12 protein-coding genes and 1 tRNA gene are annotated in these 16,608 nt (G+C 32.2%); 7 read left to right on the top strand and 6 right to left on the bottom strand.

Annotated elements, in window-relative coordinates; genetic code table 11:
- Positions 1–10: 10 nt before the first annotated feature.
- Complete coding sequence (locus APR43_RS14015) at positions 11–2,203, top strand: peptidase domain-containing ABC transporter (RefSeq protein WP_053470571.1); 2,193 nt, start codon at positions 11–13, stop codon at positions 2,201–2,203.
- A 1-nt stretch (position 2,204) separates the two neighbouring features.
- Positions 2,205–3,491 carry an HlyD family secretion protein gene (locus APR43_RS14010; protein ID WP_053470570.1) on the top strand — a complete coding sequence of 429 codons (1,287 nt, stop codon included), beginning with the start codon at positions 2,205–2,207 and terminating at the stop codon, positions 3,489–3,491.
- 48 nt (positions 3,492–3,539) lie between these two features.
- Here APR43_RS14010 and APR43_RS14005 read toward each other — a convergent pair.
- From APR43_RS14005 to APR43_RS13990, 4 genes are all read right to left on the bottom strand, one after another.
- Positions 3,540–3,611: transfer RNA gene (locus tag APR43_RS14005), tRNA-Glu, on the bottom strand.
- Between the two features lie 154 nt (positions 3,612–3,765).
- Entirely contained in the window at positions 3,766–4,290 is a 525-nt protein-coding gene (locus APR43_RS14000) for a hypothetical protein (RefSeq protein WP_123924610.1), read from the bottom strand.
- 32 nt (positions 4,291–4,322) lie between these two features.
- Positions 4,323–5,087, bottom strand: a complete 765-nt coding sequence (locus APR43_RS13995; protein WP_053470568.1) for a ThuA domain-containing protein — start codon at positions 5,085–5,087, stop codon at positions 4,323–4,325.
- A 90-nt stretch (positions 5,088–5,177) separates the two neighbouring features.
- Positions 5,178–6,689, bottom strand: a complete 1,512-nt coding sequence (locus APR43_RS13990) for a tetratricopeptide repeat protein (RefSeq protein WP_053470567.1) — start codon at positions 6,687–6,689, stop codon at positions 5,178–5,180.
- 126 nt (positions 6,690–6,815) lie between these two features.
- Here APR43_RS13990 and yiaA point away from each other — a divergent pair, with 126 nt between their 5' ends.
- Positions 6,816–7,289 carry an inner membrane protein YiaA gene (gene yiaA, locus APR43_RS13985; RefSeq protein WP_053470566.1) on the top strand — a complete coding sequence of 158 codons (474 nt, stop codon included), beginning with the start codon at positions 6,816–6,818 and terminating at the stop codon, positions 7,287–7,289.
- A gap of 72 nt (positions 7,290–7,361) precedes the next feature.
- Positions 7,362–7,679, top strand: a complete 318-nt coding sequence (locus APR43_RS13980) for a hypothetical protein (RefSeq protein ID WP_053470565.1) — start codon at positions 7,362–7,364, stop codon at positions 7,677–7,679.
- A gap of 27 nt (positions 7,680–7,706) precedes the next feature.
- Here APR43_RS13980 and APR43_RS13975 read toward each other — a convergent pair whose 3' ends face one another.
- Positions 7,707–12,551: a RecQ family ATP-dependent DNA helicase gene (locus tag APR43_RS13975; protein WP_053470564.1), complete on the bottom strand. Its 4,845-nt coding sequence runs from the start codon at positions 12,549–12,551 to the stop codon at positions 7,707–7,709.
- Positions 12,552–12,888: 337 nt separating this feature from the next.
- On the opposite strand from APR43_RS13975, the gene APR43_RS13970 reads away from it, so the two are divergent.
- Both APR43_RS13970 and APR43_RS13965 read left to right on the top strand, forming a co-directional pair.
- Positions 12,889–14,901, top strand: coding sequence for a M13 family metallopeptidase (locus APR43_RS13970; protein WP_053470563.1), 2,013 nt, complete (start codon positions 12,889–12,891; stop codon positions 14,899–14,901).
- Between the two features lie 43 nt (positions 14,902–14,944).
- Positions 14,945–15,403 (top strand): RNA methyltransferase, encoded by a 459-nt coding sequence (locus tag APR43_RS13965; protein WP_053470562.1) that lies wholly within the window; start codon positions 14,945–14,947, stop codon positions 15,401–15,403.
- 95 nt (positions 15,404–15,498) lie between these two features.
- Here APR43_RS13965 and APR43_RS13960 read toward each other — a convergent pair whose 3' ends face one another.
- Positions 15,499–15,909: a helix-turn-helix domain-containing protein gene (locus tag APR43_RS13960; protein WP_053470561.1), complete on the bottom strand. Its 411-nt coding sequence runs from the start codon at positions 15,907–15,909 to the stop codon at positions 15,499–15,501.
- A gap of 439 nt (positions 15,910–16,348) precedes the next feature.
- Here APR43_RS13960 and APR43_RS13955 point away from each other — a divergent pair, with 439 nt between their 5' ends.
- Positions 16,349–16,534 (top strand): class IIb bacteriocin, lactobin A/cerein 7B family, encoded by a 186-nt coding sequence (locus APR43_RS13955; protein WP_053470560.1) that lies wholly within the window; start codon positions 16,349–16,351, stop codon positions 16,532–16,534.
- Positions 16,535–16,608: the final 74 nt, after the last annotated feature.

The following is a 16,608-nucleotide window of genomic DNA, read 5'->3' as shown; positions in this document are numbered from 1 at the left end:
TTACACATACATGATTAATAAAAATTTTCCGCATTTTAGGCAATTAGACAATAAAGACTGCGGACCAACTTGCTTGAGAATGATTGCCAAATATCATGGCAAAACCTTTTCGAGAGAATTTTTAAGAGATAAAGCAAACATTACGAAACTTGGCGTAACAATGGCAGGAATTGCCGAGGCCGCAGAAGAAATAGAAATGCGGACTCTGGGAATGCGTATTTCTTTAGAAAGTTTAGTAAATGAGGCTCCAACACCTTTCATTGTTCCGTGGAGACAAAAGCACTTTGTGGTAGTATACAAAACATCTAAAACAAAAATCTGGATTGCAGATCCGGCTCAAGGTTTACTGGTTTATTCTCATGAAGATTTTAAAACCGCATGGACAGATACCATAGATGCCACAGGATTTATTTTAATATTAGAACCAAATACTAAGTTTAAGGATCAGGATGACGAAAAAGAAAGCTCCCAAGGATTTTCTTTTTTGTATCCTTACTTTAGACCGTATAAAAAGCTGATTTATCAAATATTTATTGGATTATTTGTTGCCACTATTATTCAATTTATTCTGCCTTTTTTAATGCAGTCTATAGTTGATGTAGGTGTTAATAATCAAGATATTCCTTTTATTTACCTAATACTTATTTCGCAGTTTGTACTGATTTTATCGCAAACATTAGTAAGTGTTTTTAGAGAATGGATTCTAATACATATAACCAGCAGGTTTAATATAAAAATGATTTCAGATTTTTTATATAAAATGATGAAACTGCCTGTAAATTATTTCGAAACAAGAAATTCAGGAGAACATTTACAAAGAATTACAGATCATACCCGTATTCAAAATTTTATTTCTTCGTCGAGTTTGAATATGGTTTTTTCGATGGTCACTTTTGTGCTCTTTAATGCAATTCTTGCTTATTACGATTTAACGATTTTTCTCGTATTTATAATTGGAGCGGTTTTGTATGTGGGATGGACTTTCTTTTTCTTAAAAAAAAGAGCTGAATTAGATTTTAAAAGATTTGATCAATTATCTCAAAATCAAACCTCATTAATTCAAATTATTAATGGAGTCAGAGAAATTAAAGTAAATAATTCGCAGCGAAAAAACCGCTGGAAATGGGAATTTAACCAGATCAGTTTATTTAAAACATCTTTGAGCACTTTAAAGTTAGCCCAATACCAAACTATTGGAGCCAATTTTATAAATGAATTCAAAAATATCATTATTACTTTTCTTTCTGCTAAAGCAGTAGTCGATGGAAATCTTACACTTGGTATGATGACATCAATTCAGTTTATAGTTGGGCAGCTTAATATGCCCCTAGGGAATTTTGTTCTTTTTATCCAGTCCTGGCAAGATGCAAAAATTAGTTTAGAACGTTTATCTCAAGTTCATTTAAGAGAAGATGAAGATGTCGTTTCTGCACATAAAGCAAAAGAATTGCCAAATGATAAGTCTATAATTTTAAAAGATTTATCCTATCGTTATGGTGGAAAATCTTCGCCTTTAATTTTAAAAAACATTAATTGTGTTATTCCAGAAGGAAAGACTACTGCAATTGTTGGTGCCAGCGGAAGCGGTAAAACAACCTTAATGAAATTATTACTAAAGTTTTATAACCCTACGAAAGGAAGTATCAATATTGGGCCAATTAATTTAAATGATATTCATAATGATTACTGGCGTTTGAATTGTGGCGCTGTAATGCAGGATACATTTATGTTCAATGATAGTATTGGCGGAAATATTTCAGAATCTGAGCAAAATGAATTTATTGATAGAGAGAAGCTAAACAATGCTGCCTTTGTTGCCAATATTGAGGATTTTATTGAAAAACTGCCAAACAAATATAATACAGAATTAGGAACTTCAGGAATACGTCTAAGCGGTGGACAAGAACAACGAATTATGATTGCCAGAGCAGTTTATAAAGATCCATTTTATTTGTTTTTTGATGAAGCAACAAGTGCGCTAGACGCAAATAATGAAAAAGTAATTATGGAAAACCTAAGTAATTTTATTCATGGAAAAACAGCCATAATTGTAGCGCACCGTTTAAGTACAGTAAAAAATGCAGATAATATTATCGTTCTCGAAAACGGCGAAATAGTAGAACAAGGCAATCATAATGATTTAACACAACTAAGAGGAAAGTACTACTCATTGGTTAAAAATCAATTAGAACTAGGAAATTAAAATGGAAGAAGTAAATGATGGTTTAAAAATATACAGTGAAGAGGTGAGAGATGTTTTATCAGATCCACCGCAAGCAATTCAAAAGTGGGGGAATACTATATTACTGTTATTTGTAATTATTTTGTTTTTAATATCGTGGTTTGTTAAGTATCCGGATATTATATCCTCGCAAATTGTGATAACAACAAATATTCCTCCTCAAAAACTAGTTGTTAAAACATCTGGAAGAATTGAGGCTATTTTAGTTAAAGATAAAATCTTTGTTACAAAAAATACTGCTTTAGCTATTCTTGAAAATTCTGCAAATTATCGGGATGTATTTATGTTAAAAAGTATTTTAGATACAATAGACATAAACAGAGTTAAATTTCCATTTAATAAATTAAATTCAGTTCAGCTTGGAGAGGTAGAGAGCGCATTTGCAAATTTTAAGAAAGAATATGTTGCAGACGAATTAAATATGAAGCTTCAGCCATATCGTATTGAAGGTAACGCTCAGGACTATGAGTCAATTCAACTGCGAGAACGCTTAAATTTATTAGAGTCACAAAAAGAAATTAATCAAAATGAATTAGTCCTTCAGAAAAATGAACTAGACAGATATGAAGTTTTATTTCAAAAAGGAATATATGCTTCGCAGGAAGTAGAAAAACAGCGATTACTTTATTTACAAGCTCAAAAAAGCTACAAAAGTTTTCTTAGTACAATTTCGCAGTTAAAATCTTCATTAAATGAATTAAACCGAAATAGTAAAACAACACATATAAACGAAAGTAAAGAATCTATAAATCTTGAAAACAACAAAATTCAGGCATTATACCTATTAAAAAAAGCGATAAAAGACTGGGAGCTAAATTATGTTTTAAGATCTTCTATAAATGGCAAAATCAGTTTTTTGCAAATTTGGTCTGAAAATCAATCTGTAGAAGTTGGATCAACCATTTTTGCTATTATTCCAAATAAAGAAAACGGATATGTTGGAAAAGTAAAAGCTGCTGCGCTAAATTCAGGTAAGATTAGGGAAGGTCAAAACGTCAATATAAAGCTGGTAAACTTTCCTGATAGAGAATTTGGAATAATAAAAGGAAAAATACAAGCCATTTCATTAACTCCAGATAAAGATGGAAATCTATTAATTGATGTTGCATTGCCAAAAGGATTAGAGAGCTCTTACAAGAAAAGAATTCCTTTTCAGCAAGAAATGCGGGGAAATGCAGATATTATAACAGAAGATTTAAGATTGATTGAAAGACTTTTGTATCAATTTAGAGATATATTTCAAAGATAGTATAAACAAAAAAGCTCCAGATTTCTCTGAAGCTTTTATTTTTCTAAGTAGTCCGTGGGGGAATCGAACCCCCCTTACCAGGATGAAAACCTGGCGTCCTAACCGATAGACGAACGGACCTGTTTTGCTAATGCGGGTGCAAAAATGGAACTAATTTTTGAAATGTGCAAAAGGATTTTGAAAAACTTTTTTAATTATTTTGAAGAAGTTTAAAGTCAGTAATTTAGAAATTATGAACGTCTCAAAAATATCTGACTTTTTTGTTTTTAATAAACTATTTTGGTTGTTTGCCTGGTTCTTTCTTTTTCATTGTTCCCAAAATCAGAAATACTTTTTTTAAGTCTGCGGCAGAATTTGCACTGGCAAAAGTGTGAATATATTGGTTCCAGCCTTCATTGCTTCCGCTTTCAATAATCGACTGGATCGAATATTTGTCTTTGCAGTTATAGACTGTCCAATCGGCATTTTTGTTTAGAATTTTACGCTGCATTTTTTCTGTTTTACAACTATCACCTGGTTCAAACTGACTTGGATGATTCCCAAAATAGAAACCGCCTGAAAAAGCTGCTGTAGCTGTCGTGTCTGTAGGATAGAAATAATAAACAGAAAAATCAGGCCCTCTGTTTTCTTTAATTGTATATTTTTTTGGGATAGAAATATAGTAATTGCTATCTCCAATTTGCTTTTCGGTTAATTGCTTTAAATAAGGATTTTCTGGAATGTGTTTTGTTTTTTTATCAGAACAGCCTAAAATGGTTAAAATTAAAAAGATAGAAAGAAATGAAATTTTCAGATTCAAGTTCATATTTATTTAAATAGTGGTTAGCAAATTTATTTCCCCATTGCATATGTAATGCCTCCAAGCAAATGCTGCACAAAAAGAGGATCGCTGTAACTTTCAGGGCTGTGTCCTAAAGCGGTGTAAAACGCTCTGCCGCCATCATACTCGTGATACCAGGCCAAAGGATGATTGTCACCATGTTTACCGCCTTTATACGAAGTTTCATCAATTTTGATAAGCACATTTACATCTGGATTCAAATTTTTAAAATTGTACCATTCATCTTTTCGTTCCCAAATTGCCGGAAGATGTTTTGTAGATGGATGTTCATGATTGACAACTATTAGTTTGGCATTCTGCGGTTCTGGATGGCCGTCAAAAATTCCGCCGATCATTTGTGTGTACCAAGACCAGTCTGGTTCGCAGTTTGTAGCCGAATGAATGCCTACAAAACCCTTTCCTTTTTCTATAAATTTTTGTAAAGCTAATTTCTGACTTTCGCCCAAAACATGACCAGAAGCGCTTAAAAATATAACGGCTTTGTATTGCTTTAAGTTTTTTGAATTAATTGCCAGAGAATCTTCGGTAGCATCTACCAGAAAATGATTTTCCTGTCCCAGTTTTTTTATCGCTTCAATTCCGGCAGGAATGCTTTCATGCCTAAAGCCGTTAGTTTTAGAAAAAATCAGCACTTTTTTGATTTTATCAGGAGCGGTTTGTTCTGTATTTTTTAGGTGGAAAGAAACTAGAAAATAGCTTGTCAGTAAAATGAAGCTGAATAAAAATGATTTTTTTATTAAAAACTGTTGGTTCATTTTGCAAAATTTTATTTTGGGAAGATAGAAAAAAATAGTTTCTGTTAACTGTATTTTATATGATGAAGGTTTTTAATTTTTTTCGGATTGTCAGTTCGCTGGAAAATACGTTGTGAGGAGATTTAAAGTTGTTTCATAAATCGTTTTTCGCCTCACTTTTGCAAGCAGCCAGGATAAAAAACTCATAATTAAAATATCTTTAGGGCCGTTTTGAGCAGTAATTATAAAATCTTCTATTGCATTTTGAAATTTTTGTGTTTGTATAATTTCGGGTTTCATTACATATTGTTCTACAAACAAAAGGTATTGAATAACACGTTCTTCATTTACCGTTAAAAGATATTTTTTATAACGTCGTTTAAAACTTTTTATTCGGGATAAAGCCAGTTCAATATTTTCTTGCTGAGTATGCAGAAGGATTTCGACAACATGCTTTTTTATTGTCCAGTCCATGCCCATTTTTTTTTCGTACCAACTGTCAGTATGGTTTAATTTTGCCATTTCTTTTACGGCATTACGCCCGGCATTTTGCTGTATATAAAAAACGATAAGCATAAGGCGAATGTCATTACTGTCGTTAGGATCTGTTTTTTTATTTGAAGAAAGAGACTTTTCGGCAATCTCGATTGCTTTTTGAGGATTGCCAATATAATTTTCATTGAAGGCTAATAATAAATAATACCTAAGACAGAAACGCTGATAATACTTGCCAGATTGTTTCTGAAGTTCTGTAAACATCAATTCGAGATAATTTAAAGATTCAGTAAACTGGCCATTTCGGAAATAGAAATTAGCTATAAAATACAAAATGTATATATGATAGTATAGATGTCTGTCTGTCAGATCGGTTTTTTTGCTAATAAACCTATAGCTTTTAACAACAAAAGGCTGTATAAGTGAGTAATTGTTGTTTATAGAAGCATATTCATTAGCAATAAATAATATTTGATATAAAGATTTAAAAGTTAATCCTTGCTTTAATGATATTCCGTGTGTTTCAATAGTATTTTTTATAAGTGCCTGAAAATCTACTATTCGGCCTTCGTGATAAATAGCAGCAAGTTCACGACGCAAAATGGCATAACCTAAATTGAGCTGTTCCTCATATTCGAGCTGTTTTTTATTTGCTTTAAACTTTTCTATTATTTTTTCAATTGGTTCTGATAAATTGAAATGAGCAAATTGTATCTGAGTCAGATAAATTTCATTAAGAAGACTAAAATGCTCAATATTCAGTGCTATTTCTTCAGCTTTTGCAAGACATTTAAATGCTGTTTTTATAAGTTTATGTTCAAAAAATAACCGGCTTACGACAATAAAACGAAGTATTGTATTTTCTTCTGAACTATCATTCTCAAAACTTCGATTGGCCATGAAATTAATCATGTTATCATAAAGTCTTTTTCTAAGAGCATGGTAAGCATCGGTAGTTTTTTTATCTTCTAAAATCTTTTTATTAAATTTTATATCGTCAGTTTTTAACGAATTAAATAACTCTATATTGCCAGTGTCTTTGCGCTTGTTCTTTTTTGATAGATATTGTATAAATGCTTTTTTATCAGCATCATTCATCATATTTGATATTTCCTGGAGAGCATTCATAAATAAGATTTTATCAGGATAAAAATAGTAAAATGTATTTTTATATCATCAGTTTTGTGAATAAATTAGTTTTTAGAACTCCTTTTTCATGCTGACATTTGCCTCATAATTATAAAACATAAAATTATGGAACCGCTAAAATCAAATGAATCAAACAACAATTCAGAATCAAAAAATGCAAAATCAAATTATGGAAATAATCCTTTAAAGCCAAGCGCCGCTTTCGTTGGCGCATCCTGGATGACATTACTTATAGGTATGACCTCCTATTGTATTGGTCTTTATAATTCGGCCATGGCTTACAATGAAAAAGGATACTATTTTACGATTCTCCTTTTTGGTCTTTTCTCTGTAATATCAGTACAAAAAAGTGTGCGAGACAGACTGGAAGGAATCCCCGTAACCGATTTATATTACAGTATAAGCTGGTTTAGTACTATTGCTTCAATAGTATTATTAATAATCGGACTTTGGAACGCCAGTTTATTACTCAGTGAAAAGGGATTTTTCGGAATGTCGTTTGTATTAGGACTGTTTTCAGCTCTTGCAGTACAAAAAAACACGAGAGATCTTAAACAATTTGAATCGACTAACATATAGTTTTAGCGGGCCTCATTACTGTCACAAATTTGTGCAGTTTTGAGGTTTTCTAATTTTTTAAAACCTCTGTATATGAAATCTAAGTACAAATCGCTAATTTATATTATTGGAGTATTGCTGCTAATAATTAGTATCTTAAATAAAATTTGCTGGATATATATTTGCACGAAATACACTGAATTTGAAGAAACCAAAGCTGCTTATCTCAGTTTGTTTCCCAAGTTTATTGCTAATGCTTTTTTCTTGACTATTATTGATATAATCGCATCGGGAATTGCTGCAATTATCTTTTTTAAATTTAAAAAGGCAGGTTATATAAAAAAGACATCAAAAATTTTGATGATAATCTCTTTCATTCTTTGTGGATGGAGTATTTTTTCTTTGATGTAATAGCGGTTTTTTCAATAAGTTTTCACCTTATTGTTCACTAATTTCAAAATAAAGTTCAGGTAGGATTATTTTGGTTTCCTGCGAAGCTCCTTCCTTATGCCAGTACAATATGAAATTTACCTTTATATTTTTTAGTTCATAGTGTTTTGATTTCATTTCCTCAATTTTCTTAATAAATGACTTTGAGAATTTCAACACAGATTGTCCATTTGAATTTAAGCATTCATCATCCTTAACATATAATGTTTCTCCGCACGCTAGTTGAGAAACTAAAATTTGTCTGTTAATAAAATAGTCTAACCAGATATCTTTAAAAGTGGCATGTACAGCAATTTTATCAGGAGCAGTGTAAAATTCAAAATTGTCTATTTGTTCCAGATTTTCTACGGTCAAATGATTGAGATTATTTGCATTTAAGTGAATATTTAAATTGCGTTTAGCTCTGGTCATTGCTACGTATACTTGTCGTTTAGCTTCATCTGCAGCCAGATGAAAGTTTTCAAGTAAAAGAAATACATTATCAAACTCTTTTCCTTTGGCTTTATGAATGGTTGATACAAAAATTGTTTCACCATTTTCATTATAAAAATCCTCTAATTTAGATTCCCGAATTAAAACTTCTAAATCAGATTTGTACTTCTTATTAGGATTAGTGATTTCAAAATCTTTGATAATATTGTGGCAAATCTCTAATTTGTTGCTGTTACGGAAGGTGTTAATTAGCTCTTGTTTAGCATTGTCCCAAACTTCATCACTGATGATGTAAATATCAGCTCCAACATTTATTTTATCTAGTAAAAACCGAACTTCAACAAGATTGTATAAACTAAAATCATCATTAGATTGAATTAGTTTTGCTTTGATTCCATTTTTTAAAAGCATCCCTGTAACTTTTATAGCCTCCTCGTTAGTTTTTGTGAGTACGCATGTAGTTCCGGAAAGATCTGCGTTAACGATATCAGTTACAAGAGGCGTAATCAAATTACTGCTTTGATATTTAACAACTTTAATTTTTCCATTATCGGTTTGATTAGCAATGATTGGTGTTTCTTTTAGGCGGTGTTGAATTTGTTGTACGAATTGATTCGAAAATGCAACCAGATTACTTTTACTGCGGTAATTTTCTACTAACTCATGTTTTACGGCCTTGTTATCATAAATGAATTGTTCAAGATATTTGGAACTTGCTCCCCTGAAATCATAAATATTTTGGTCGTCATCTCCCACAGCAATAACCCTCATTTCTTCATTCTGCTCCATCAATGCATTTATAAGAGCACACTCATCTGCATTCATATCTTGTGCTTCGTCAATTACTAAAACAGTCTTCGTAATTTTATTAGCCTCAACATCACCATTTTTAATTCTTTCAACCGTTGTATTTAAAATATCCGCTGATTTTTCTAAAGTGCCAACTTTACCCAAAAGATCGAAACAGTAAGAATGAAATGTTTTAATTTCAATAAAGTTCGCTGCATTACCAATCAGTTTTAATAAGCGTTTTTTAAATTCGACAGCAGCAGCTCTTGAAAATGTCAGCATCAGTAACTGCTCATGCTTAACATCTTCCATTAAAAGTAGCGAAGCCAGTTTATGCACTAATACCTTTGTTTTTCCACTTCCGGGACCGGCAGCAACAACTATATGTTGTGTTTCATTATCATTAATAATCTTCAATTGTGTAGGGGAGAGCTCACCAAAAAGTTGTCTGAATTTTGCCGGTGTAATATTCCGCTTAATCTCATTTTGCCTGCTGCCTTTAAAATATTTGTTCAAAAATGAACCATAATTCAGTTGGAAATAATCTTCCACAAACTGAAGAGCATTCCTATAATCGGTAATCATTCTTTGGGCATATTCGCCTACAATGTGAATTTGCTGGACTTTGCTCTCGTAAAACTGGTTGAGCTTTTGATAATCGTCTTTCGTATATCTTTTTTTATTATCTTGTTCCGTTCGCTCAATCGTTAAGCTATTATAAACTACAAGAAAACCGCCTTCTATCTTTATTGCCTCAATTCGCGAAAGATAGAACAAGGTATCTTCAATATCATAAATGCTTATTTCTTTTTTGAAAAGGCTTAAGCTAGTATCATATGCAGTTTTTAGCTCATGTACCGAAAACTCAACCAAAGTCTCCTCTTTATTTGTTTGATCTTTTAATGTTTCGGTGATAGTTTTATCATAAAAAAAATCAATGATAAATACTGCAAGTTCATGCCGCTTTTCAAGTTTATCTTTTAATAGCTCTTTGTTTTGAAGGCAGAGAACAGCAATATGATTTCTGGCATGGTCTAAGTTTTTTCTTTTAATCCAGTTTTTAATAGACCAAAAGTTAATTATCGTTTTTAGTTTATTGGTGTTTATATCGTCACAGCCGTTTTTTTCAGCACCTTCATTTAATTCCTTCAAATGAAAAGTACTTTCTTCTCCTTTAAAAACCGAAAGTAAAAAGTTTTCAATTTTGCTGTATGACTCGACTATTGAAAGAGAGCGGTTTTTATTATCTGCATTCTTTATAAAGGCAGTCAAATCCTTAGCATCTGCCAGGATATTTTCCTCACGCATCAAGTTTATCACATTAATGACTTCTTCTTTTACAATGCCCAAATGATCGCTAATATAGTCTACTCTTGATTCTGGAGTTTCGTTGTTGGCCTGCTTTCTGCTTTTGCTTGAAAAGAGTTTCTTGATAATACGTACACCTTGCTCTTTTTGCTTTTCTTCAAATTTTTGCGAAGTGTTTATTTTATCAATAGCTTCCTGGGTATTTTTAGACAAAATACTGCTGGCAAATATTCTCGGCATATTTTGTCCGCGTTTTAAATATCCTGCGTCTTCAAGGGCAGCAATTGCGGTAGTTACGCGTGTTTCTATTTCTACAACAGTATCATCCCAGCCTGCTTTTCGTGCGATTTCTAATGCAGAATTGGATACTTTAGAACGAAATCTTGTAATGTTCTTTATCGCTTTCCACACCTGCTGGATTTCTTTAATGGAAAGTTTGGTCTGGTTCAGCAAGATAAAATGCTTACTAAGATCTTCTTCGTTAAAAAGTACAAAACAATCAGCTGAAATATTTTCATCCCTGCCTGCACGTCCCGCTTCCTGCACATAGTTTTCAAGTGAATCTGAAATTTCATAATGAATAACCAATCCCACATCTTTCTTGTCTACTCCCATACCAAATGCAGAAGTGGCTACCATAATTTGTGTTTCACCACCTAAAAAGGAATTTTGATTATCGGTTTTCTCCTGTTTATCCATTTTTCCATGGTATGGTTTTGCATTAAAACCATCTTTTGCCAGTTGCTCGGCAAGTTTATAAGCTTTGAGTGTTCTGGATACATAGATAATTGTCGGACAGTTTTTCTCTTCAATTAAATCTCTGACGGTCTGATATTTTTCATCTTCATTTTGCTTTTCAAAAACCTTATAGTGAAGATTAGTCCTTGATGCTTTTGAAGTGAACACTTCAAGATCCAGCGATAGCTTTTCGCTAAAATAATCCCGGATATCTTCAATTACCTTTTGTTTTGCCGTTGCTGTAAAACAGGACACCGGTATGGCATCTTCAAGATTTTTCTTTTCCTGAATTAACTTTATAAAATCACCAATATATAAATAGTCAACCCTGAAATCTTGTCCCCATGATGAAAAACAGTGTGCTTCATCAATTACGAAACGGGCAACTTTTCGGCCTAAAATTAGTTTTTCGATAGTTTTTGAACGGAGAGATTCAGGTGATATATATAGAATAGAGGCAGAACCATCTTCAATTCTTTCAAATGATTTAGCTCTTTCAATAGGGTCTAAAAGTCCATTAATAGTAACTGCTTCTGTTATTCCATTTTTTTCAAGATTGTCGACCTGATCTTTCATTAACGACTGAAGCGGAGAAATTACGATAGTTAACCCTTTAGAGTTTTCAGCACTCATAAGTGCCGGAACCTGAAATGTAATTGATTTTCCGCCGCCAGTTGGGAAAACAGCCAGTACAGACTTGTTATTAACAGCAGCCTTAACAGCTTTTTCCTGAAGCGGTTCACCACCATAAGTTCGGTAAAAATCAAAGCCAAAAAACTTTTTTAATCCTTTATAAATGTCAAGCGCGTTGTTACAGTAAATGCAGCCAGTTATACAAGGTTTGCTCCGTAATAATAGCATTATACGTTCCACATCGGGGTAATTTTTAAGAACCCATGGAGGTGTAATGGAATGAACTTTTTTATGGATTATAAATGAATTAATCAGAGACAGGCAATATGCCAGTTCGATAGGATTTTCAGAAATTATTTTAGCTAAATCCGACTGTTCACAAATTTCACCACGGAATTTTAATCTAATCTCAGCTTCTGGATCAGAGCTAATATTTTTATAATTCACAAACCGAAAAAAAGCTCCAAACTCTTTGGTACGATTTAAAAGGAGATAAAAAATTTCCTTAAGTGTTTTATCCGTTTGCCAAAAAGCGGCAACTTCACTATTGAATAAATCTCTTGCTTTAATAGAATCGTTTAACGGGTTGTTTGTGTCTTCAGTCTGAAGTTTATCATCTTTTAATAAGGAATGGTAAGGCTTAGTTGGAAATAACAAAGGAGATAAATGTAAAGTGTCAATTATATTTGAAGGGTTAATACCAGCATCATAAATTGCTTTGCCTATATATTTTATATCGTGATTTAAAATGTTGTGTCCGCATATATAATCGCCACCTTTGAGGAATTGGACAAAATCCCCTAAAGATGCTTTATGAAATTGATTACCGTTATCTTTAATTGCTCCTATATCAAGGATTTTGCCCTTTGCTGGTTCAATTTCGGTATCAATGAAGGTAATTAAACGGGTATTATTTTGTTCATCTATTAGCATTAAACTCAATAAGATTATGTTTTGGTTTTTTATTAAGATGTAAAGACGCAAATATTTAAAGGCGAGGATGATAGATAGCTAATTTAGGGTTTAATTTCTAAATTTGAAATAGTTTAAATAAGATTTTTTATGTTAAATGAATTTAAGAGATGGATATAGGTCCTCTCAATAATAAGTTTAATAAAAAGCTTCAGAGAAATCTGGAGCTTTTTTATTGCAGGGAACCATTCTGACAAAAACTTTAGAATTAAAAACTGAATTCGTATATTGTTCTTCTAAAATTAAAATAGTTGCCTTCAAACTTTTTCAGTTCATTTTAATAGAAATCATCTAGATTATGAAAAAAACATTAATGCTCTTTATTGCAATCTTAGCTTTTACAGCGTGTTCAAAACATCAAGAAAAGAAAAATGTTGCTATCACCGGAATAGATTCTACATTGCGGCCTGGTAATGATTTTTTTAAATATGTAAATGGAAAATGGTACGATTCTGTATCAATACCAGCATCTCAAGCAGGAGTTGGTGCTTACATGTTTATGAATTTCCCACAACGAATGCGCCTGCAGGGAATACTGGATAGTGTTTCGAAAAGCAAAAATGCAACAGGAAGTATAGCACAAAAGGTAGGAGACTTTTATGCATCTGGTATGGATACTTTAACCATTAACAAACGCGGTTATGAACCTGTCAAGCCTCTACTTGCAAAAATTGAAGCAATTAACGATTTGCCGTCATTAATGAACTTTGTAGTTAATGAAGTAAAAGTGGGCAATTCTTCTATTATAGGTTTTACAGTCACACCCGATGATAAAAACAGCAAAATGAACATTGCTCAACTTTATCAAACAGGCATCGGATTGCCTGACAGGGATTACTATTTCAAGTCAGATTCATCAACTGTTGCCATACAGGGATCATACAAAAAATACCTTACAGCCTTATTTCAACAAACAGGAAGCAATGCACAAGAAGCTAAAAAGAATGCTGATTTAGTTTATGATATTGATAAAAAACTTGCTGTTTCGCATAAAACAAAAGTTGAACTTAGAGATGTGCAGGCAAATTATAATAAAATGGCTGTGGCAGATCTTGTAAAAAAACATCCCAACATAAACTGGACTGCTTTTTTAAATAATTTAGGTGCTAAAACCGATTCCATTAATGTAGGCCAGCCTGCTTATTATGATGTCCTAAATAAACTTTTAAAAACCATTCCCATTGATAATTGGAAAATTTATCTGAAAGCAAATTCTCTGGAACGATATGCAGATGATTTAAGTAAACCTTTTGTAGATGCTTTATTTGAGTACACCAAAGTGCTTTCTGGTCAGGCTGTTCAAAAATCACGCGGCGAAAAAATGGCTAATGTCATTGACAATTATTTAGGCGAAGCGCTTGGTGAATTGTATGTGAAGAAATATTTTTCTGAAGATGCCAAAAAACGAATGTTGGTTCTCGTGAATAATTTGCAAAAAGCCTATGCCAAAAGAATTGATAAATTAGAATGGATGAGCCCTGCTACAAAACAAAAGGCTAAAGAAAAATTGTTTGCCATTACTAAAAAAATAGGATATCCAGATAAATGGAGAGACTATAGTAATGTACAAATAGGCAGGGATACTTATTTTGAGAATATGGTTTCGGCCTCTAAAGCTGCATATCACTTTCAATTGGCAAAATTGGGCAAACCAGTCGATAAATCAGAATGGTATACTACAACTCCAACAGTTACAGCATATAATAACCCTACTGCAAATGAAATTGTTTTTCCTGCAGGTATTTTACAAGCCCCATATTTTGATAATAATGCAGATGACGCACTTAATTATGGAGGAATTGGAATGGTTATAGGTCATGAAATAACACATACTTTTGATGATCAGGGTGCTCAATATGATAAAAATGGAAACCTGAAAAACTGGTGGACAAAAGAGGATTATGCGCAGTTTAAGTCAAGAATACAACAGGTGATTAATTTGTACAATACCTATACTGTTTTAGGAGATTTACACATTAATGGCGCAATGACAGTTGGCGAAAATACAGCAGATATTGCCGGAATAGCAGTTGCTTATGATGCTTTTAAAATGACCGAACAAGGAAAAGGAAACACAAAAATTGATGGTTTTACGCCAGACCAGCGCTTCTTTATATCTATAGCCAAAATATGGAGAGTAAAAATGAAAGACGAGTTCCTGCGTTTGTGGATTAACAATAACCCACATTCGCCGCCAAATTGGCGCGTTAATGGTCCTCTAATGAATACGACTCCTTTTTACAACGCATTTAATGTAAAACCTGGAGATAAAATGTTTTTGGCAGAGAAAGACAGAATAACGATTTGGTAATAATCTCGTTTCTCGAAATATTTAAAGTTTGTACTTTTGGCGTATGAATGATAATTTTATAAATGAATACTTTGGTATAGGAATTCAAAATGGTAAAACACCTGAAAACTTGGGAGTTTTATGGCGATCGGCTCAAAATATGGGTGCTACTTTTATATTTACAATTGGGAATCGATATGCGAAACAAGCATGTGATACTCATGATGCAGTAAAAGCAATCCCTTATTTTCATTATGAAACTTTTGAGGCTTTCTTTGAAAATTTACCTAAAGGTGCCAGATTGGTTGGTGTAGAATTAGCAGAAAAATCTTCTGATTTAGAAACTTTTGAACATCCAAGAAGATGTGTTTATTTATTAGGGGCAGAAGATCATGGATTGTCTAAAAAAGCAATGGATAAATGTCATCATTTGGTAAAATTTAAATCAGAAAAAAGTCTAAACGTGGCCGTGGCAGGAACTATTATTATGTATGACAGAAATTTGTCAAAACCACGTTCTTAAAACAAAAGCTTCAGAGAAATCTGAAGCTTTTTTTATTTATTATATGTGTGATACTAAACTCAAATTTTACTTGAATTAATATCTTTTTATAAAGTTTATTTATCGTTTAATAATTTCTCTAAAACCTTAATATGTTCATCTTTGGTTTTCAAAAGCTCCAAATTTAAACGCTTAATTTCCTCTAAAGCTTCGATCCATTTTTCTATTGGATTTACATTGAATGTTGGACTATGCCCTGCATTCAAATAGGCTCCATTATCAAATGTATTTGAAATAATATTAATTGCCTGTTCCTCATCAAAATTCTGAAAAGCTTCAACTGGAATTTTTAAAACTGCAGAGATTTGTTTCAACAGATTTTCTTCAATTACATCTTTCTGCTCCAGTAAAGAAATTTTCTTTTGGTTCCATTCTTCGCCCAAATCATAAGCTAATCCTTCCTGTTTTATGTTAAGCATTTCTCTGAAACGTTTTACGTTTCTTCCCTGATGTATTTTCTGTTCCATAATGAGTGTCAATTTTTCTAAAGGCTCAAAGACAAAGCCGTTTCAGATTAAAAATCCTGAGTTTCAAAGATAAAAAAATATCCCGTAAATATTTCTTTTGTCAGATATTATAACCAAATCTGTAATATTTTATTCATTTGAAAGAATGTATTCTTAGAAGGTATTTTGATTTAAATAATTGAACAAAAGCTGCAAAATGAGGTAAGTCCGTAAAAAATCAATATTTAGATAAGATATATTCGTACAATGTAAGTTTTCCCTAAGAAATAACCATGACTGAATTAAAATATTTTCTAAATGATTTTTCAGAAGAAAAAGCATTTGAGAAGAGATTTAATTCAAAATAAAATATAGAAAAAATTCTTGCGCGAGGATAGACAAAAATCCCAAGTGTCTTTAAATGATTGGGGTATTAACTAAATTTTTAAAACCTTAGATTATGTTAAAAAAAATTTTAAAATTAAACGGAGCTCAAGAATTATCTAAAGATGAGCTAAAAGCGGTAAATGGCGGAATAACAGAAATTTGCGTTAAAGGGATTGCAAGTGGACTGGCCATTTTAAAAACTGGACCATGTCCTCCAAATTATCCTCTAGAGGGTGGAGGATGTTGCTTCGCAGATTAATAATTAATTTCACAAAAAAATATTTATTGTAAGACATGGAAAATTTAAGAGGTTAAGCTACCCCATACAAAGGC

The organism is Flavobacterium sp. NLM, assembly GCF_002210235.1.
Taxonomy (GTDB): domain Bacteria; phylum Bacteroidota; class Bacteroidia; order Flavobacteriales; family Flavobacteriaceae; genus Flavobacterium; species Flavobacterium panici.
Note: the sequence above shows the minus strand (reverse complement) of the source record. Positions and strands in the feature narration are given on the sequence as shown.